The 20,624-nt window shown below is 48.5% G+C and carries 16 protein-coding genes and 2 tRNA genes; 1 reads left to right on the top strand and 17 read right to left on the bottom strand.

Annotation, left to right across the window (positions count from 1 at the left end; all coding sequences use genetic code 11):
• Positions 1–9: 9 nt before the first annotated feature.
• From ABD014_RS24335 to ABD014_RS24290, 10 genes are all read right to left on the bottom strand, one after another.
• A complete protein-coding gene (locus tag ABD014_RS24335; protein WP_343865780.1) occupies positions 10–483 on the bottom strand; it encodes an ASCH domain-containing protein in 474 nt (157 codons plus the stop codon).
• 531 nt (positions 484–1,014) lie between these two features.
• Positions 1,015–1,113 (bottom strand): sporulation protein YjcZ, encoded by a 99-nt coding sequence (locus ABD014_RS24330; RefSeq protein WP_343865778.1) that lies wholly within the window; start codon positions 1,111–1,113, stop codon positions 1,015–1,017.
• Positions 1,114–1,361: 248 nt separating this feature from the next.
• Positions 1,362–1,435 (bottom strand) — tRNA-Ile (locus tag ABD014_RS24325).
• Between the two features lie 25 nt (positions 1,436–1,460).
• A tRNA-Met gene (locus ABD014_RS24320) sits at positions 1,461–1,534 on the bottom strand.
• A gap of 128 nt (positions 1,535–1,662) precedes the next feature.
• Complete coding sequence (locus ABD014_RS24315) at positions 1,663–1,827, bottom strand: hypothetical protein (protein ID WP_179015995.1); 165 nt, start codon at positions 1,825–1,827, stop codon at positions 1,663–1,665.
• A gap of 110 nt (positions 1,828–1,937) precedes the next feature.
• Positions 1,938–3,440 carry an ABC transporter substrate-binding protein gene (locus ABD014_RS24310; protein WP_343865776.1) on the bottom strand — a complete coding sequence of 501 codons (1,503 nt, stop codon included), beginning with the start codon at positions 3,438–3,440 and terminating at the stop codon, positions 1,938–1,940.
• The gene (locus tag ABD014_RS24305) at positions 3,437–4,333 is read right to left on the bottom strand and encodes an ABC transporter ATP-binding protein (RefSeq protein WP_127004499.1); all 897 of its coding nucleotides are present in this window, start codon (positions 4,331–4,333) and stop codon (positions 3,437–3,439) included. The genes ABD014_RS24310 and ABD014_RS24305 overlap by 4 nt, the downstream gene beginning before the upstream one ends.
• Before the next feature lie 10 nt (positions 4,334–4,343).
• Positions 4,344–7,256: an ABC transporter permease gene (locus ABD014_RS24300; protein ID WP_343865774.1), complete on the bottom strand. Its 2,913-nt coding sequence runs from the start codon at positions 7,254–7,256 to the stop codon at positions 4,344–4,346.
• Positions 7,256–8,365, bottom strand: a complete 1,110-nt coding sequence (locus ABD014_RS24295) for a permuted SH3 domain-containing protein (protein ID WP_343865772.1) — start codon at positions 8,363–8,365, stop codon at positions 7,256–7,258. The genes ABD014_RS24300 and ABD014_RS24295 overlap by 1 nt, the downstream gene beginning before the upstream one ends.
• Positions 8,328–9,242 (bottom strand): ABC transporter ATP-binding protein, encoded by a 915-nt coding sequence (locus ABD014_RS24290; protein WP_379339475.1) that lies wholly within the window; start codon positions 9,240–9,242, stop codon positions 8,328–8,330. Before ABD014_RS24290 ends, ABD014_RS24295 begins: the two co-directional genes overlap by 38 nt.
• A gap of 327 nt (positions 9,243–9,569) precedes the next feature.
• On the opposite strand from ABD014_RS24290, the gene ABD014_RS24285 reads away from it, so the two are divergent.
• Positions 9,570–11,156: an S-layer homology domain-containing protein gene (locus tag ABD014_RS24285; protein WP_343865770.1), complete on the top strand. Its 1,587-nt coding sequence runs from the start codon at positions 9,570–9,572 to the stop codon at positions 11,154–11,156.
• 128 nt (positions 11,157–11,284) lie between these two features.
• On the opposite strand, the gene ABD014_RS24280 is transcribed toward ABD014_RS24285, so the two are convergent.
• The 7 genes from ABD014_RS24280 to ABD014_RS24250 all read right to left on the bottom strand — a co-directional run bounded on the left by ABD014_RS24280 (position 11,285) and on the right by ABD014_RS24250 (position 20,624).
• Entirely contained in the window at positions 11,285–12,289 is a 1,005-nt protein-coding gene (locus ABD014_RS24280) for a hypothetical protein (protein ID WP_343865768.1), read from the bottom strand.
• A gap of 151 nt (positions 12,290–12,440) precedes the next feature.
• On the bottom strand, positions 12,441–13,082 hold the full coding sequence (pyrE, locus tag ABD014_RS24275; protein ID WP_126997293.1) for an orotate phosphoribosyltransferase: 642 nt from the start codon (positions 13,080–13,082) through the stop codon (positions 12,441–12,443).
• Complete coding sequence (gene pyrF / locus ABD014_RS24270; RefSeq protein ID WP_343865765.1) at positions 13,076–13,813, bottom strand: orotidine-5'-phosphate decarboxylase; 738 nt, start codon at positions 13,811–13,813, stop codon at positions 13,076–13,078. The genes pyrE and pyrF overlap by 7 nt, the downstream gene beginning before the upstream one ends.
• 88 nt (positions 13,814–13,901) lie before the next feature.
• Positions 13,902–17,117: a carbamoyl-phosphate synthase large subunit gene (gene carB / locus ABD014_RS24265; RefSeq protein WP_343865763.1), complete on the bottom strand. Its 3,216-nt coding sequence runs from the start codon at positions 17,115–17,117 to the stop codon at positions 13,902–13,904.
• A 5-nt stretch (positions 17,118–17,122) separates the two neighbouring features.
• Positions 17,123–18,256: a glutamine-hydrolyzing carbamoyl-phosphate synthase small subunit gene (gene carA, locus ABD014_RS24260; RefSeq protein WP_343865761.1), complete on the bottom strand. Its 1,134-nt coding sequence runs from the start codon at positions 18,254–18,256 to the stop codon at positions 17,123–17,125.
• A gap of 77 nt (positions 18,257–18,333) precedes the next feature.
• Positions 18,334–19,626 carry a dihydroorotase gene (locus ABD014_RS24255; RefSeq protein ID WP_343865759.1) on the bottom strand — a complete coding sequence of 431 codons (1,293 nt, stop codon included), beginning with the start codon at positions 19,624–19,626 and terminating at the stop codon, positions 18,334–18,336.
• 86 nt (positions 19,627–19,712) lie between these two features.
• On the bottom strand, positions 19,713–20,624 hold the full coding sequence (locus tag ABD014_RS24250; protein ID WP_343865757.1) for an aspartate carbamoyltransferase catalytic subunit: 912 nt from the start codon (positions 20,622–20,624) through the stop codon (positions 19,713–19,715).

Raw genomic sequence — 20,624 nt, 5'->3', positions numbered from 1 at the left:
GTTGAATGACTATTTCGACCAGGTATGCTGCACTTCATTCATTTTCAACAGCTGATCATCCGGAAGGTTCCACAGCCCAAGTCTCCCTGTTGCAGGCAACGGTCTCTCCAAGAATCTCATACCGCCTATTTTCCAGGCATAGCGTACTTCACTGTAATCCCCGAAGGCATATTCCGCTCCCTCCACTATATAACCGTCATCTCCTAGGATTGCCGCAGTCCCTAGATCCGTTCCAACATAATAGCATTGTTCCAGTCTCCCCACTGCGATCACTGCCCCAAGTGGCAATTGATCCGAGGTATACCCATGCCTTTGAAGAACGGAACGATAAGGCTCCTTTTGACAAGTTGTCTTATCTATCGCTTTTCCTGCATGAATCGCCAGTTCGCCCCTGTATTCCGTCCTCCAGCTGCGGGTCTCAAACTGCTTCTCCCCCAGAGCCACTAGGGTTGCCCATGGCTGCCTAATCGTGATTACCTTCATGAAGAACTCCCCCCGTTATCCGCTGATATTATGGACTCATTGATGTAGATATAGATAGACAAACATACAGTCATCCACTAGTTACATGCGTATAATGATGTGAACCTAAAACAAAGGAGCTGAAGAAAAATGTCAGAATGCCATAACAAATGTCCAGAACAAACCGTATTTGATCCGCCAACTGCAGTATATCAAGATTACTTCCATCCACAAGTTGTAAACGTAGTGCATCCAGTTGAAATCATCAGACGACATCATTGTGTACCCGTGCCAAACCATCAAGTCTGCTATTCTGTAAAAGACGTGTTTTGCGGCGGACCTGAACTGAGAGGCAAAAAGCGCGGCCGTTAATTACATCTTTATTCAGCAAATTCTACAATAATAGCTATACCAAATACGTAGTTCCCTTGTTCCATCAAATAATGCCTTGTATTCCAATCATGTAAGCAAGCCAGGTCTCCGTTTGGAGGCCTGGCTTTGTTCGCATATTAATATACCACAACAATATACGTTAGTCCTTAGAGCAATCAATTAAAAAATGAAAGCCATGGAAATGATAACAAGCAGAATGAAAAGAACCAATATAGCGCCCGTTGAACCCCCTAATCCCCCACCAAATACTTCACTCATGCGTGCTTCCTCCTTTTATATAGAGTACACACTATCCTATTCTATTTTCAGTGAAAAGATTGGACACCTTAACCTCATTAATAGTCTATTTTATGTGATGGTTGTACTGCAAGATATCCACCCGGTACATAAGGCAATTACCGCCGCTAGCAAAGGCCTTAGCAACAAGCTATCCAAATCTAAAAGTCTAGGATTCTATCTCCTATAAACAGCAAAAAACCCTTGCATAGCAAGGGTTTCTCGCATAATGGGCCCTGAGGGACTCGAACCCCCGACCAATCGGTTATGAGCCGACCGCTCTAACCAACTGAGCTAAGGGCCCTTGCGACAAATGACTAAAATAAGTATTGCGGGGGCAGGATTTGAACCTACGACCTTCGGGTTATGAGCCCGACGAGCTACCGGACTGCTCCACCCCGCGACAATAAATAGCGACAAGTAATAATATACATGAGTAAGCCATGGTTTGTCAAGTGTTACATTAAGGGACTGTGCAAATAATTGCTTATCGTTACAGAAATGAATCGGAAAGTCGTCTCAAAATTAAGTCTAAGGAATGAATCTGACACCATACTTTCCACGCTTGGAGCGGAAGATTTCAATTTCGTTCATGCGGTCGAAGCCGTAAATCCAGCCATCTTGTTCTAATCTCTTCGCGAGGCATCCGGCTTGAAATTTCGTGCGATACAATTTATTGAAGTATACCCAATGCATTAGCGATCTCCTCCATGCGAAAAATGGTTCATCGATATATATATAGATTGCCCAAAATTGCATAAAAAAAAGCCGCTGAAAAAAATTCCAGCGACTTTTGTGCTATTTAATCAGCCAGCCGTGCCTACATTATCTTCAGGAATATAAGGCGTTCCATCTTCCTGGAATTCGGTCTTAGGGTTAAGCTTGATCTCCTGCAGCATCTTGTTACCCTTCTCCGACCAATCCTTCAGGGCTTCTGTTGCTGACTTCTTCTTATCTAATACCTCTTGGAAATAAGTTCGGCCGAGATTTTCAACGAAGTATAATCCCGTCTTCTCCTGCTTCAGCTTATCATCCTTCGGATTTGTTGGCGGAACCGGTTTAATATTATAGAATGCCCCAATATTATAAGATAAGCCTTGCCGTGGTTGGATGTAAGACTTCCGGGCAACCATCTCATACGAATTGCTCCGCGATTTCAGCTTCGCCCAGTCTTCGCCGGCAATGAACTTAATATAATCCCAGGCCGATTCCGGATTAGGTGCATTGGCGTTAATAGCAAACGTATTGTTAAGATAAATGTTGCCGCCAATATCCGGCTTCTCTGGATGTGTCGGAAGCGTAACCACATCCCAATCAACTGGCGTATAATCCTTGATCTTGGCTGCATTAGTATTGGCATCAGCAATTTCATTAACATAATAGCTCTCGGAGATCATCATCGCGACTTTGCCAGATAAGAACATATCATTGGATATTGGAGTCCATTTCTCATCATAGTTCACATTATTGTTATTCGGTATTACTTCTTCTTTAACGAGATTACTGATCGTATCCCATGCTTTAATCCATTGCGGCGAATCCACCGTCATGGTCTCAGCCTTCTCATCATACATCCTTAGCTGCAGTGGAGCCAAATAGGTGTATTGCATATCCCAGAATGGATCATTACCTAAATAACGATTGAAAGAGAATCCATAGACGCGATCCTTGCCTGAGCCCTTCGCCAGTCTCTTCGCCAGATTGAACACATCATCCCAAGTCATTTTATCCGTAGGAGGCTCAACTCCAGCATCGGATAACAGCTTCTTGTTATAGAACAAAGCGGAAGAAGAGAATGAAGGAGTTAACGCATAAAGGCTTCCCTCTCCTAAATCCTTAATGCCATCGATGACCGCCGGAACGAAATCGCTTGTGTCAAATTTGTCCTCTTGGACTAATGGATCAAGCTGCTTCAGCATATTTTCCTGGATTAGCTGTTTCAGCACTCTAACGTCTGTAACGACGACGTCAACGGGATTACTGCCGGTCATAATTTTCTTCATACCGTCCAAGTAATCCGGCTCTTTATAAGGCTCTGTTCCATCATTATAGCGCCAATCGCTCTGATTAATCGCAGGGACAATTTCGATCTTCACGTTTTTTCTATCGAATTCATAAATATCTGTGTACTGTTGACGGAAATAAGAGTCATCCATATTACCGCCATACAGGACGCCGATGCGGAGTACTTTCTCTTGGTTGCTATCCGGAGTCTTTGCCCCGCTGCATCCAGCAAGCAGTCCCAGGGCCATTGTGGCCGCAAGGGATACTGTCATCATTTTACGCATTTTTCCGTTCTTAAGCTTCATGCGTTCTCCTCCTCTAATGATTTCGGCGCCGTAATCACAATCTTGTCACCATCAAACTCCATGCTGGCTCGCCCCTGGATCCCGACTGCTTCAAGATACTCCTTGGGAACCTGCAATCTCCCAACCCGATCGACAACGACAAATGCTTCGTGCACTTCTTGAAGCCCGCCTTGATGGAAACCACCGTTCTCCATCGTTGCCAGATCCAGATTTGGATTACGCTTGAGAAACTCGGTACTCGTTAATCCGTCGCGAATGGCAACAACCCGGTCAACTTTACCGGCCAGTGTTAAATCATGCGTAACGATAACGACCGTAATTCCAAGCTCACGATTCACATTGCGGAATATGTTCATGATCTGGTCAGAGGTTGCCGTATCCACCGAGCCGGTCGGCTCATCCGCCAATAGCAGCTTGGGACGATTCGATAGCGAGATAGCGATGGCCACGCGCTGCTGCTCCCCACCTGAGAGCTGATGCAGCTTGCTGTGCATACGATCCTTCAGACCGACCCATTCAAGCAATTGCTTCGCATAGGCCCGATCCAGCTTACCGCTTAACAGCATCGGCATCTCTACATTCTCCAAGGCAGACAGATAAGGAAGCAAGTTGCGTCCGTTGTTCTGCCATACGAAGCCAACGGTATTCCGCTTGTATTCTACAAGCTGATCGTCACGAATCTTCAGCAGATCCCAGCCGCCTACATTCACTTGACCCGCGGAAGGGCGGTCAAGACCACCCAGCATATTCAGCAGAGTTGATTTGCCGCTGCCGCTATTCCCGATAATCGCCATCATCTCGCCCTGATTCACCGTCAGGTTCAAGCCCTGCAGAGCGACAACTTCGATATCATCCGATTTAAAAATCTTAACGAGTCCTTCACAATAGATCATTTCGTTCATATTACCGCTCCTCTCCCATCTTGACTGCCTGATGTACACGCAAGCGACGAATCTGCCATAACAGGAGTCCGGCACCGAGCAGCAGCATAACTAGAACGACAACATATAATTGCATCGTATCCGAGGAATTGAAAATAATTCTGAACGGTGGAACCTGTGAAGTTACGTTGTCCGCAGTCTGCAAGAACGGCAGATACAACTTACCGGCCACTTTACCGATGACGATCCCGAGTACTATAGATAAACCTGCAGTTAGCAGCTGCTCCGCCAATAGCATGAGCGTCAGCTGTCTGCGCGATAAGCCCATAGCTCGCAAAATACCAAATTGTACAACTCGGCTTGACAAGTTGAAGAACCAATACATGACATAACCGATTAAGGATACAATTACCGAGACCAGGAAGCCCATGCTCAAGATCCCGAATACCCCGCCTCGAGTAGGATGCTTCTTCTGCGTCGCCAGCTCGCTGCGCACATCCTTGACCGAATAGAGATCGATATTCTCGCTAGCCAGTTTCGTGACGAGCGGTCCAACCTTGGCATCCGGCTTCATCTTGAGCCACACCTCATAAGGAAGAATCTTAGCCTGATCATAAATATAATCCAGGTTAGCAATAAGGAACGGAGATTCGTCTGGATACATACTAGGCCAGTACGGCAGAATCCCGTACACAATGAAATCTACCGATCGCTCCGCTAAAGACACCGTAATAATGTCGCCCGTCTTAAGTTGATACTTCTCCGCCAGATTAGACGGAACAAGCGCAGCACTCTCATTCATCCCCAGTAAATTCAAATATTGATGCGGAGCCGCCGGGAACAAGTCATCACGGAACCAGGCTACCTGATAAAAATCAACGTTATCAATCCCCATAATGTTCCCTTGACCTGCTGAACGTCCAGAGATGATAAGATTGCCCTTGGTTTGCAGCACCCGGGCTGCATGCTCTACACCTTCCAGCTTGCGAAATACTTCAAATGGCGGTTCGATATAATTCATCTTGGTCGGTTTATTGCCCTGACCATTCCCAGGTCCTCCCCCTGGGCCACCGCCTCCAGGATTGCCTCCCCCTGGATTACCTCCACCAGGGTTGCCTCCACCACCAGAGCCCCCCTGTCCTTGACCTGTTGGAGGCTTAGTTGGCGCTTCAGGGGTCTCTTCCCACACGGTCTGCATAATGACGTCCGCCCCATATTTATATAGCGTACGCTCAGTCGAGTTCAGATCAATCGTACGGGCGGCAGAAGCATTATATACTCCCAGCCCTAATGTTAGAACCAGCAGAATCATCAGCGGATAATAGGAAGAAGCCGAACGGGATAGCTGGGTAAGACTCAAATAATATGGAACCGGCAGCCATTTCTTGCCGATCCAACCGATCAGCTTAAGAATCCACGGGAAAATCCGCAGAAAGAATAGACCGATCGAGAAAATAGCCAGCGCCGGAACGAAGAACAAGAAAGGCTGCACCTGCAGCTCATCCGTTGTCATCCCCGTCTGGAACGTTAACATTTGGCGCTCATAGAACAGGTAATAGCCGTATCCGGCGACCCCCATCAGCACAATATCCAGACACCAACGCTGCCAGGTTGGCATGCGATCGTTACGAGCCTGCTTGCGCTTCGCATTGACAATGGAGGCGCGGGCATAAGATACCGCTGGAAGCACTGTAGCAAGAATCGCAATAAGAACCGCCAATCCTCCTAGAAGAAGCGCATCCATATTGAAACCAACAGGGATGGACTTACGATTGACAAAGGTCAGGAAGCCGTCAGCGGAACCGATGCTCTTTGACATAAACCAGCCGAGCAAGGGGCCGAATATCATGGCAGCCACACCTAACATAATCCCTTCCAGCAAATAAATGAAAATAATCTGCTTGGTAGAAGCCCCCCGACTGCGCAGCACGGCAATATCACTCTGCTGTTTATCCAATGACTGCTTAGCATTCATAACAATATAGTAGAACACCATGGCGATCATCGGGGCAGCAAGCGTGAAGAGCAGGGTCTGCATCTGCAGGCTCTGCTTCCGGAAATCATTTAACAGATCACCAAAAGAGAGGTCCACCTTCGTATCCTTCAGCTTCTGATATAGCTCAACATTCAATCGATCAAGCGTGCTCGATAATGGCGACAGTTGACTCGTCTTGATCTCACGTAGATCAAAAGCATAATACCAGCTAGAACCATGAATCGGGATCGATAATTTCTTAAGAAGAGCCTCATTAAATACTTTCTCATTTACAAAGAAGCTGTTCATCATTCCTTCGAACCCTTGATACCAGTAAGGGTCCGTCTCATCCGTCGGCTGGAATGTACCGACAATCTTAATCTTCAGAACGATACCGGCTCCGCCAGAGACGGGATATTCCATCACATCGCCGACATGAAGATCCTGCCGATACATCGCTTCTTCCAGCATCAGTGCTTCCAGAACATTTCCGTCATAGCTATCCGAGGTAATATTCCCACCTGACACCGAGATATGATCTTGCAAGCCGCTCATAGAATTGATTGACATCGTCCGCATGCGGCTCGCATCGACCTTTGTTGGATCCTGCGGATATACCTCCGCACTTCTTAGTGAACGGGCATTAACAAAGGCCTTGAACGGAAAATTAATTTCACCCGGAACTTCCTCAGTAATATACTGATTAACAGCTTCAAGTCCTGCCAGGTCTGTCTTCGCCCCTCCAACTGCTTGATAGCTCATAATCAGGGAGCCGGCTGGAAGACCTTCACTTTGTTCCTTCAGGGTATTAGAAACAACGCGCTTAAGCGCTCCGTCGGAATACATCGGTATGCTAACCGTAAAGGAGACTGCAACGATCAAACCGATTAAGGTGCTCAGCGTTAACCATTTCGTGTTCCACATTTTACGGAATAGCAAACGTAACATCGGCACTCCCATTAACGACCCACTACTTTCTGTCCAGGTGTGAGGCCTTTAAGAATTTCAATATCCGTAGATGTCTGCATGCCTACTTCTACATCGACTTCACGCTTGGATCCATCCGCTTCAACGACCTGCACATAAGTACGCGAGCCGATGGTACGCAGGGCAGATATAGGAATTAATGTAGCCTTCTCCTTACGGTTAGTTACGACTTTAACACTTAACTGACGTCCTCTCTCCAGATCCTTTGGCCATTTGTCCAGTTCGACGATCAGATACTTGTCGATTGAATCCTTTTCAGGTGCGCCGTTATTGCCATTGTTTCCGTTCCCGTTGTTCCCGTTATTCGACGAATCTACAGGAGCCGGCATTGCCTTGATTTTTCCGTTGACGGTGCCGATCCCGTTAATATCAACTTCGGCTTTCATGCCAATAGCTAGCTTTTGAAGTTCCTCCTTGCCAAAAGAAGCAGCCACAACAAGGGAAGAAGTATCCGAAATAACACCTAGCGAATCATAGGCTTTGATCGTTCCTCCCTTTTGGGCGCTAATCGAGACGATCGTGCCTGAGAAAGGAGCCGTCAACGTTCCGTCAGCAATTTTCTGTTCAAGATCAACCAATTCCTGACGTTGTTCTTCGAATACGATGGAAGCCTTCTCGAATTCAATCTCATCCATTTCATCCTTCTTCCGCAGCGTTTCCTTCATCGTTAATTCCTGCTGGCGGAAATCAAGACGCTTCTTGCGCAGATCCTTCTCCAAATCCTTCACTTCAAGTTCTATTAGGACATCGCCCTTCTTGACTTTATCCCCTGCCTTAACCCGAACATTCTTGATATGAAGCCCATCTTCAGTAAAATAGAGCGGCTCTTCACGCTGACTCATAATTTTGCCGACAGCGTTTACGGACTGCTGAATAGGTTCAGAACGAACCGTGTATTCCGGTTTCTTCGAGATCGTTGGCGGGGTAATGACCGGCAGTACTTCCTCCTCATCTTCATTAGGGAGCAATGAACATCCCGTAGATAGAAGAAGCGCGGTACAAATGGACAAAAGCCCCAGCGATCTTACTACCTTCCCCTTTCTTCTAGTTAATGAATCTTCCATCCACCATTTCATAGACATGGTCTGCTACCTCCAAAATTGTTGGGTCGTGTGTTGTCATACATATTGTCACTTGTTCTGTATGTATTATATTTTTGAATACGGCCATGACCTGAGCACCCATTTGTGTATCCAGGTTCGCCGTTGGTTCGTCCGCCAGCAGCAGCTTCGGACGGTGTGCTATCGCCTTAGCAATCGCCACACGCTGTTGTTCCCCGCCGGACATCTCGAACGGTCTATGGAACATCCGTTTACCGAGTCCGACTAATTCCAGGCAATGGGTGACACGTGATTTCCACTCGCTGGAAGGTACATTTGCCATCCGCAGCGATAATTCGACATTCTCCCAAGCAGATAGAAGCGGAAGCAGGGCATAAGCTTGAAATATAAAGCCAATTCGATCCCTGCGCAGCTTCGTACGCTGATTATCGCTTAACGAATGCAAAGGATAATCCTGAAATAATATCTCGCCTGAAGAAGGCTGATCCAGCCCCCCTAACATATTGAGCAGCGTCGTTTTGCCTGAACCGGATCTTCCCTTAAGCATAACGAGCTGACCGCTGCGAACCTCCATATTGATCCCTTTAAGCACATGAAGTTCACCCCCTCCAACAGGAAAGGAGCGGTGAACGTCTTTAACCGTCAGAATCGACCCCTTCGGCTCTTCCACCTGTTCTTGGTCAGGAGAAGAAGGTTCTTCCAAGGTATGCTCCTGCTCAGATTCAGCTGCAATAGCCGCAGCTTGTTCCGTTGCAGCCTCGCCTGAAGGAACAACATGTTCATCTGCCGAGGACTCTGGAGCGGGTTGCTCTTCCGTATTGTCCGCTGCCACAGCGTCTACAACTTCTTTCCCGCCGGGTTCAGAGGATTTTACTGGTTTGCGAAGCCATCGCATCATCTTGTATCGGTCTCCTATATTGATTATTTTTGTGGTTTAACGTCAGTGGATAACGCCTCATTACACCGCTTGGCCCACGTATCCCATACGTTATGCATTATAAACGAAAACACATGGCAAAAAGTTACAAGATTTTTTACTAAAATGAGATATATTCACGCAAGAATTTCATAGTCTGTTTTTCATCCTACGAAACGCCGTATCGTTAGAGAAACTAACTACCTCTATTGCCAAAATTTAAATGCTGTTAGACCGCTTCTTTTCTGATAGTATAGCAGAAGTTTCTATTAATGCTTCTATTATCTACCGGAAAAGAGGACCCACAACATGAAGATTACTAGACTTACTCTTCTCCTGCTCATTTGTTTGTTCATGGTAGAACCAATTACGTTTGTCAAGGGCAACGCGCTGCCGTTCCAAGATATCGGCCAGAGCTATGCCAAGGAAGCCATTCTCTATCTACACGAGAAGAACATAATGAACGGCACAAGTGCTGAGCACTTCTCACCGCGACAAGAAATGACCCGTGCTGAATTAGCCACTACACTTGTTCGCCTGCTACATATGGAGCCGGTTACTCCAGCCTTTCCAACCTATACAGATGTGAAGAAGCAAGCTTGGTATTATGAAACCATCCAGGCTGCTAGTGAGCTTGGTCTCGTTACCGGGAACGGAAATGGTACATTCTCTCCGGCACAATCGATCACCAGACAGGAAGCGGCAGCCCTGCTCATCCGCGCCTTGAAGGAACAGACTGGAGCCTATGGACTTACAGGGTTCAATGACCGTTCCTCTATCGCCGAATGGGCGCGGCCCTATGTCGCCACTGCAGCAGGACTTGGCCTAATGGAAGGAAGCGATGGCGCGTTCCACCCTAATCAAGCCCTGACCCGACAGGAAGCAGCCATGCTGCTGTACAGAGTTCTCCAGAATGAAAAATGGCAGCAAACAATCAATTCGAAAGCACCCGCTTCCATCCAGCTTGGCTGGCAGTATGGTCAGACTACGGAAGAATATGAGCGTTCGATTAGCAAATCCAACGTTAATGTTCTGTCACCCCGCTGGTTCTTCCTTAACCAGGACGGTTCAATGGCGAGTCATGTCGATACCTCTCTGATCAGTTGGGCTAAACAGAACAACAAACAGATATGGGCTATGGTTGGCAATCGCTCTTTGCAAGAGAACACGCATGCTATGCTGAGCTCGAAGCAGGAAGCAACAAATTTCATTGCCCAGCTTAAGGCGTCGGTCGTGAAGTACGGCTTGCAAGGGATTAATCTTGATTTTGAAAATGTGGCTCCGCAGGACCGGGAAGCAATGACTGCTTTTACTGATGAACTGGCGACACAATTGCATAAGGTTGGTGCCAAGCTGTCTGTCAACGTCTCTCCAGATTGGAATTCGGACTGGACGGAAGCCTTTGATTACGCCAGCCTGGGCAGCAGCGCCGATTACATCGTTCTGATGGGCTATGACGAGCATTGGTCGGGGTCACCAAACCCTGGATCCGTGTCTTCCCTGCCTTGGTTGGAGCACGGGCTTGACACCCTATTGAAGGAGGTCCCTGCTTCCAAAGTCATTCTGGCAGTGCCGCTATACAACCGGGATTGGACCGTCAGCAGCAAGACCGGGACGGTTACATCCGAGGATGTCACATTAACCGAGCAGAACACACGGATTCAGAAGTTCGGTGGAGGGTTAAATTGGAAAGAGGAATTGGGACAGTATAAGGCTGTTTATCAGGCCAATGGGATTGCCCATCAGCTGTGGCTAGAGGAGACTCGCTCACTCTCTCAGAAATATAAAATGGCTTCGGAGCGGGGGATTGCTGGATTTGCCTACTGGCATATCGGCGGGGAATTCCCAGCTGTATGGCCAAGTCTGCGCAATATGGCCAAATATATGGCGCAATAACCACCGTAGTATAGTACAAATAAAAAACAGTGTGATCCGCGAATTGACCGCTAAATCACACTGTTTTATTTTATTGAAGGCTATTTGCGATCTCCACCAGCTTATCAGTATCGTACAACGGGAAGAACTTACCCGCCATCCACTTTATTGGATAGCAAGCTATAAGTGTATCCGTTATGCCGCCAATAAATGGCGCTGAATCCGTCATTTCCTTGGATCCAGGTGCGGGCACCATTATCAAGCTTAGGCCCTTTCTTCCCTTCCGGTGTAGAAGTTACCTTGGAATTGGACTGCCCTAGCACTAACTGTATTCCTTGCTGTTCATTCGCATACACAATCTGATATAAGTCAAATGGAGCAGTAATTTTGCTTACAGCGCAGTGAGTTGCTTCAAAAGGCAACTTTGGCTGCAGCAAGGGGAATACAGCTTCGTGGATCGTCTGCTGGAAGACTTCGTCGCTTGCTGAATCGGAAATTAATCCGCTCCCTCCCCCACTCCACTTCGCCACGCCATCTGTAATTGACAATCCATTATTAGTAGCTTCTTCATTGACATCGTTAGCAACAGAAGCTGCCACCATTGATTGATTCGCATACGTCACTACTGTTCCTTGATCTGTTAATTGGACCACCGTTCCAGATCCGATCCAGGAATAAGGCCTTTTCACTTCACTTAGCGAAATTTGCCCGGTATAATTTTTGGTCTTGCCATCCACTTTGTAGTTCACTATAACATCTATAGTATCATCATCGCTGATATGAAAATGCTTGAATACATTGTTAGTAGACATGATAATCCGTCCACCTGCCGCATCAGGTAAGGTGAAAGGATCATCCGCCTGACTGACCGACGTTATCATTTGACCACCAAGATTCAAGCCATAGCTAATTCCTTCGAAGCTCTTCTCGTCCCCATTTCGCTCCAGATACTGTTCCCCGACATATATCGAATCCGGATATACGACCATCTCCATATTTTTAATATATAAGTCATCCGTAGCCAGATCAAAGCTATAAAGCTTAGGTTCCTGATCAAGCTGAGTTAATCGGTAAGATAGAAAAGCAACCACAATAACAAGTACCACATTAAGTACGATTGAGCTTATAAACACCGCTCGTCTCTGATTATTCAAGTCAACTCCACCTCTCTCTCTGATAAAGATACCATAATTCAGGCGAGTTCTCTAATGAAAAGAGCCATATCCCGCCCCATCCAAATGTGTTAGGAAAGCAACCACTTCGGATGGGAATTGGGATATGACTCTATAACTTCTTCTTAACAGATTATTTGCCGAAGGAAGACGGGTCTTGTCTCCAGGATCTCAAGAGATCGAGGTCCTCTGCCTTGATGACTCCACGTTCTACCGCAACTTCGATCAGAGCGGAATAATTGGACAGTGTCTGTAACGGTACTCCTGCTTCTGCAAAGGCATTGACCGCCTTGTCCAACTGATAGCTGAATATGGCCAGCACTACTAGGGGCTCCGCACCAGCCGCTCGAACTGCTTCTGCTGCCTTAATCGAGCTGCCGCCCGTAGAGATCAGATCCTCGATTACAATGACTTTCTGACCCGGCTTGATCAAACCTTCGATTTGATTCTCCTTGCCGTGGCCCTTAGCCTTGTCTCGAATGTAAGCCATTGGCAAGCCAAGCTTCTGCGATACGAATGCGGCATGTGGAATTCCTGCCGTTGCGGTCCCAGCTATGACTTCGGCTTCCGGATAAGACTCACGAATCACAGTTGCAAAGGATTCAGCGATCAGATCACGGATTTCCGGATAAGACATCGTTAAGCGATTATCGCAGTAGATAGGAGATTTGATGCCTGAGGTCCAAGTGAAAGGCTCACGCGGACGAAGTGCAACTGCCTCGATATCAAGCAGACGATCTGCAATCTGATTAGCCATAGAATTTGTGTTTACCATGCTTGTTTCATCTCCTCAATAATTTGTAGTGCAGCTTCTCTTGGGCTTGGAGCAGAGATAATTGGTCGGCCTACAACGATGTAGTCCGTTCCCTGCTGCATCGCCTCCAGTGGAGTCAATGTCCGCGACTGGTCGCCTGCGGCGCTTCCGGCTGGACGAATTCCTGGTGTTACCGTCTTGAAGTCCGTACCACACGCACTCTTAATGGCCTGCACCTCCAGCGGCGAGGCAACGACTCCATCTAATCCTGCTTCCTTCGTAAGCAAGGCATAAGAGACTACGGATTGCTCAACCGTTCCCGGAATCCTAAGCTCCTCATTCAACATCGTCTGATCCGTGCTCGTGAGCTGTGTTACTCCGATCAGAATCGGCTGCTTCAATGCTGGAGAAGCGGCCATCGCTTCCAGCACGCCTTCCCTGGCAGCCTTCATCATCTTCAATCCTCCAGCGGCATGAACATTGAACATATCTACGCCGAGCGAAGTGATGCTAAATGCACCATTCTTGACTGTATTAGGGATATCATGCATTTTCAAATCCAGGAAGACGGAGTATCCGCGATCCTTCAATTCACGGACAAAGTCCGGACCCTCGCTGTAATAGAGCTGCATCCCTACTTTCATATAGCAAGGGATCCCCTCCAGTGTGTCGATGAGCTGTCTAGCCTGCTCCACCGTGGGGCAATCCAGAGCAACCATTAATCTTCCTGCGGCTTGTTCGAATATATTCATGCTTCTTGCCTTCCTCCTGTCATACTCACGGCCCCGAAGCTTAATCCCCCGGAGCCGCATTGAATATCAATCTGTTTATGATCTAATTTTATTTAGTCCGAGGCATAGCCTGTGAAGAGAAGTTGAGCGTATCTAGCATTTCCAGCAGTGCGCGGACTGTATCCAGCGAAGTCATGCAGACTACGCCGTTCTCCACCGCTTCACGGCGAATCCGGAAGCCGTCGCGCTCTGGCTCTTTGCCTTTCGTCAGTGTATTGATGACGAAATGTGCTTGACCGTTGCGGATCAGATCGAGAATGTTCGGCTCTCCGTCCTTCAGCTTATTCACTGTAGTTACTCGGATGCCCGCCTCTTCAAGCGCCGAAGCGGTGCCCGAGGTTGCGATAATCTTATAGCCCAGATTATAGAAGCCGCGCAGCAATTCCACCGCTTCTTCCTTGTCTTTGTCAGATACCGTAGCAATGATCGCCCCGCTCACTGGTATTTTCATTCCTGCTCCCAGTAAGCCTTTGTATAGAGCTTTGGCATAGCGTGGATCACGGCCCATCACTTCACCGGTGGACTTCATTTCCGGCCCAAGCGTCGGCTCCACACGGCGCAACTTCGCGAAGGAGAATACCGGCACCTTCACAGATACTTGATCGCTCTCCGGCCACATGCCTTCTTCATAACCAAGGTCCTTCAGCTTCTGACCAAGAATGCATTTCGTCGCTACATTCGCCATAGGTATATTCGTTACTTTGCTCAGGAACGGTACTGTACGGGAGGAGCGCGGGTTAACCTCGATCACATACACCTCGTTCTGATAGATAACGAACTGGATATTAACCAGACCGATCGTCTTCAATTCTTTGGCGATCCTGATCGTGATGTCAACGATCTTCTCCTTCAGCTCCGCAGATAGATGCTGCGGCGGATATACCGCGATCGAGTCGCCGGAATGAACACCGGCCCGTTCGATATGCTCCATTATACCTGGGATCAATACGGTCTCACCATCGCAGATGGCATCGACCTCGACCTCTTTGCCGAGCATGTAGCGGTCAATCAGTACCGGATGCTGTGGATTGATCTTCACAGCTTCCTCCATATAACGAAGTAAATCCTCGTCAGAGTATACGATCTCCATCGCCCGTCCGCCCAATACATAGGATGGACGCACTAGAACCGGATAACCGAGAGAGCGGGCGGTTCCAACCGCTTCATCTACAGAAGTTACTGTGCTGCCCTTAGGCTGAGCGATATTCAGTTTGGATAAGAGAGCTTCGAACCGCTTGCGGTCCTCCGCCTCATCGATGCTTTCTAAGGAAGTACCGATGATCCGTACTCCAGCCGCTTCTAACGGAGCTGCCAGATTGATCGCTGTCTGTCCACCGAATTGGACGATAACTCCCAGCGGCTTCTCTTGCTCGATGACATGCATAACATCCTCGAAGAAGAGCGGCTCGAAGTACAAGCGATCGGATGTATTGAAGTCTGTCGATACCGTCTCCGGGTTATTGTTGATAATGACGGCCTCGTAGCCGGCATTCTGGATGGCCCATACGGCGTGAACCGTAGAGTAGTCGAACTCGATCCCTTGACCGATCCGAATCGGACCCGAACCGAGAACGATGATTTTCTCTTTATCGGTATGGAGGACTTCGTTCTCCGTCTCATAGGTTGAGTAATAGTATGGAGTCGTCGCTTCGAACTCTGCTGCACAGGTATCGACCATCTTGTATACTGGACGGATGCCCTGCTCTTTGCGGAAAGCCGTTACACTGGCTTCTGTCACAAGTGAGCTTCCAGGATGTCCGGCTGAGCGCAGCTCAGCAATAGCGCGGTCGGTGAAACCCAGTCTTTTCGCTTCATATAGGGTAGCTTTGCTTAATTCAGTCTCTCCGGAGATCCGGCTCTCGAACTGTACCAATCTCTCGATCTTATCAAGGAACCACCAGTCGATGCTTGTCAGATCTTGAATCTCCTGCAGCTCATAGCCGCGGCGGAAGGCTTCAGCGATTAAGAACAACCGCTCGTCGTCCGCCTTGATCAGGCGCTTGTTCAATGTATCAGTATCGAGCTCTTCCGTTCCTTTCAGATGCAAACGATGAGTTCCAATCTCTAGAGAGCGTACTGCTTTATGGATCGATTCCTCGAACGTCCGACCGATAGCCATCACTTCTCCAGTCGCTTTCATCTGCGTACCAAGCTTACGGTTGGCATGCACAAATTTATCAAACGGCCAGCGCGGGATTTTACTTACGATATAGTCCAGCGTTGGCTCGAAGCAGGCATAAGTCTGACCTGTCACTGGATTTACAATTTCATCAAGCGTATATCCGAGAGCGATCTTGGCCGCCATCTTGGCAATCGGATAACCGGTCGCTTTCGAGGCCAGTGCCGAAGAACGGCTGACCCGTGGATTTACTTCAATGACGTAGTATTGATAGCTCTGAGGATCAAGTGCGAACTGTACGTTACAGCCGCCTTCAATCTCCAGCGCGCGGATAATCTTCAGCGAAGCCGTGCGAAGCATTTGATACTCACGATCGGACAGCGTCTGGCTTGGCGCTACAACGATGCTATCGCCGGTGTGAACACCGACCGGGTCGAAGTTCTCCATATTGCAGACTACGATACAGTTGTCATTCGCGTCGCGCATGACTTCGTATTCGATCTCCTTCATACCAGCGATTGATTTCTCAATAAGGCATTGACCGATCGGGCTATACCGGATACCGGAAGCGACGATCTCTCGCAGTTCCTCTTCGTTCATACAGATTCCGCCGCCAGTACCGCCAAGCGTATAAGCCGGACGGACGATCAGTGGATAACCGATTTCTTCCGCGAAGCGAAGCGCTTCTTCCAACGTCGTAATAATGGTGCTCTCTGGTACAGGCTGCTCCAGCTCTCGCATCAATTCGCGGAACAAATCGCGGTCTTCCGCTTTCTCAATTGAAGTTAGCTGCGTTCCCAGCAGCTTCACATTCTCGCGCTCCAGCACACCGGCGCGGGCAAGTTCCACCGCCATGTTCAGGCCAGTTTGCCCGCCAAGGGTTGGCAATAGTCCATCAGGGCGCTCCTGGCGAATGATCTGTGTTACAAAATCTAGCGTAATCGGCTCAATATATACTTTATCAGCCATATTTGTATCCGTCATGATTGTGGCCGGGTTGCTATTAATCAGGACAACTTCTACGCCTTCTTCTCTCAACGCTTGGCAAGCCTGGGTTCCGGCATAATCGAACTCAGCGGCCTGCCCGATGACGATCGGACCGGACCCGATCACAAGAATCTTCTTCATTTCTCTATTTATCGGCATAGTTATTATTCCCCTTTCGCTCTAGCCATCAGCTCAATTTGACGCGATTTTCTCGGATGCTGTCTTTTATACTCACGAATCATTTCAATGAAGCGGTCAAACAGATAGCTGTTGTCATGTGGCCCTGGAGATGCCTCTGGATGGTATTGCACTGAGAAGGCAGGGTACTTCTTATGTCTAACGCCTTCGACCGTCTTATCATTATTGTTGATATGGGTTACTTCCAGATCTGTGCCTTCAATAGAGGCTTCATTAACCGTATAGCCGTGATTCTGCGAAGTTATATAGCAGCGGCCTGTTGCCAAATCCTTAACCGGATGGTTGCCACCGCGGTGGCCGAATTTCAGCTTTTCAGTATCGGCACCACAAGCGAGCGACAACAGCTGATGTCCCAGACAAATTCCGAAGATCGGATATTCGCCGAGAAGCTCAGAGATCATCTTCGCTGCGTAAGGTACATCTTTGGGGTCACCAGGGCCGTTGGACAGTTGAATTCCGTCCGGATTAAGGCGTCGAATTTCTTCAGCCGTCGTATTATGCGGCACAATGACTACATCGCAATCCCGCTGGTTTAGCTCGCGAAGTATACCGCTCTTGGCGCCGAAGTCCACGAGTACGATCCGCTCCTTGGTACCTGGACTACTGTAGGTATGCTGTGTCGAGGTCCGAGCTACTTGATTGCGCAGCTCATCGATACTGGCTGCCGCTACCATCTCTTGCAGTTCTTCGACCGACTTCGAGGAAGTCGTTAGGATCCCCTTCATTGTGCCATGATGACGAATAATCCGAGTCAACATCCGTGTATCAATATCTGTAATGCCAGGAATGCCATACTCCTTAAGTAAATCGCCCAGACTGCATTCCGCTCTCCAGTTGCTTGGTCTTGGCTCATACCGGCGTACGATGAAGCCGTGAATCGAAGGCGCAATTGATTCGAAATCATCGCGGGAAATCCCGTAGTTGCCGATCAGCGGATGCGTCATCGTGACGATCTGACCGCAATAAGAAGGATCAGACAGCACCTCCTGATACCCCGTAATCCCTGTATTAAAAACGACCTCGCCGGTTTTTTCTACTTCCGCTCCGAACGATTTGCCTGTGAACAGCGTGCCGTCCTCCAATAACAATCTAGCCTGCATCCTCTTTGCACTCCTTTTTATACACTTCTATATTCTCTAGATCATTCTTCATCTCTAGGGCGACTTGCCCGATAGTTCTACAACGTCTCGCTCCATACCAGCTTCCCGCCTACAATCGTATCTGTCGGCCAGCCCTTCAGCTTCCAACCAGTAAACGGCGTGTTGCGGCCCTTCGAGGCGAACGTCTCTGGGTCAACGCTGCGTTCTTGCTCGAGATCAATGATGGTTAGATCGGCAGGAGCCCCAGGCGCAAGCTTCCCGGCAGACAGTCCGAACACCCGGGCCGGATCAGCTGTCATCCGTTTGACAAGCATCTCAAGGCTCCAGCGGCCTGTTGCGACGAACTTCGTATAGAGCAGCGGGAAGGCTGTCTCGAATCCGACGATGCCAAAAGGTGCTTGGAGCATGCCCTTGGCCTTCTCCTCTTCGCTATGCGGAGCATGGTCCGTGACAATGATGTCAATCGTGCCATCCTCAAGTGCAGCGATACATGCCTCAACATCTCGCTTGGATCTTAACGGCGGATTCATCTTCCAGTTAGCATCTAGTCCGGGAATGTCTTCTTCGGACAGGATCAGGTGGTGTGGACAGATTTCCGTGGTCACGTTGATGCCGATCTCCTTCGCTTGGCGAATAAGGCGGATCGACTGCTCGGTGCTGACATGGCATACATGATAGTGAACTCCTGTTGCTTCGGCTAGCAGAATATCGCGGCCAACATGAATCGCTTCCGACTCATTCGGGATTCCCTTGAATCCATGCTTTCTGGCAAATTCGCCTTCGGCAACCGGCGCCCCTTCTACCAGAGAGTCGTCCTCACAATGTGCGATTACCGGCATTCCCATGGAAGCGGCCTTTCTCATCGCGTCCTTCATCATTTGAGCGTTCTGTACGCCTACTCCGTCGTCCGTAAATCCGATCGCACCAGCTTCCTTCAGCGCTGCGAAGTCAGTCAGTTCCCGGCCTAGCTCACCCTTGGTGATTGCTGCGTAAGGCAGCACATTCACCAGCCCAGCTTGCTTGGCCTTCTCTTGAACAAGCTTCACGATTTCCGCATTGTCGGTTACTGGCCTCGTATTCGGCATACAAGCGATTGTCGTGAATCCCCCCTTCGCTGCTGATCGAGAACCTGTCTCGATGGTCTCTTTATGTTCAAAGCCCGGTTCGCGAAGGTGGACATGCATATCGATGAGCCCTGGTGTCACCAGCTTGCCATTAGCATCAATAACTTTGATTTCAGCTTCGATACTCATATCCGCTCCTGCGACATCCTCCACTTTATCTATTAAACCGTTCTGCACATAGATTGTTTTTAGTTCAAGCTGTCCGTTCTCGTTCAATACATTTGCATTACGAATAATGAGTTGCATGGAAGATACACCGTCCTTATAATCGTTAAATATTTCTCTAGTTTAACTTGGTAGAAAATTGTTACTGCTCGGTTGCGATCTGCGACCTACTGCATCGCCCGTTCCATGACGGCCATCCGAATGGGTACACCGTTTGCCATTTGTTTGAAAATTCTCGACTGCGCATGCTCTACCACCGCGTCATCAATCTCCACGTTGCGGTTCATCGGTGCAGGGTGCATGATGATCGTGTGGGGAGCAAGTTTGCCTGCTCTTTCCTCGGTTAAACCGTACTGTATGCGATAATCATCCTTGGATTTGAACAATCCTTCCGTATGCCGCTCCAGCTGCACACGCAGCATCATGATAACATCGGCGCAGACCGCCTCTTCCATCGGAACATAAGGAGCATACTCCGCCAGCTCTGGTGCTCGCATATTTTCGGGTGCACAGAACTTCACATCTGCTCCAAATTTCTGCAATGCCCATAGATTGGAGCGCGCTACCCGGCTATGCTCAATATCGCCGATGATCGATACCTTAAGGCCTCTCAAGTCTCCAAAATGCTGCTTCATTGTATATAGATCAAGCAGCGCCTGTGTAGGATGCTCATTTCTACCGTCACCTGCATTGATCAGCGGGATGGAGAGTCGTTCCGCAAGTCCCTCCAGTACGCCCGAAGGCGCAAGCCGGATGACTTCTGCATCGACTCCCATGGATTCTATCGTACGGACCGTATCGTAGATGGATTCTCCCTTCTCTATGCTGGAAGCGGTCGCTGAGAAGTTAAGAACCTCCGCGCCCAGCCTTTTCTGCGCCATTTCAAAAGAGAAGCGAGTGCGTGTGCTACTTTCAAAAAACATATTAGCCACGAATTTATCCTTTAGTACTGGAACTACTTTATCTGTCTGACTGTCCCAGAACGCTGCCCGTTCCAGGATCGAATTAATCTCAGCTGCGCTCAAATCTTTTAATCCGAGTAAGCTGCGTTCCTTCAAAGCCGATACGGTCGTTATCAT

The organism is Paenibacillus motobuensis, from assembly GCF_039521865.1.
In the GTDB taxonomy this organism is placed as follows: Bacteria; Bacillota; Bacilli; order Paenibacillales; family Paenibacillaceae; genus Fontibacillus; species Fontibacillus motobuensis.
Note: the sequence above shows the minus strand (reverse complement) of the source record. Positions and strands in the feature narration are given on the sequence as shown.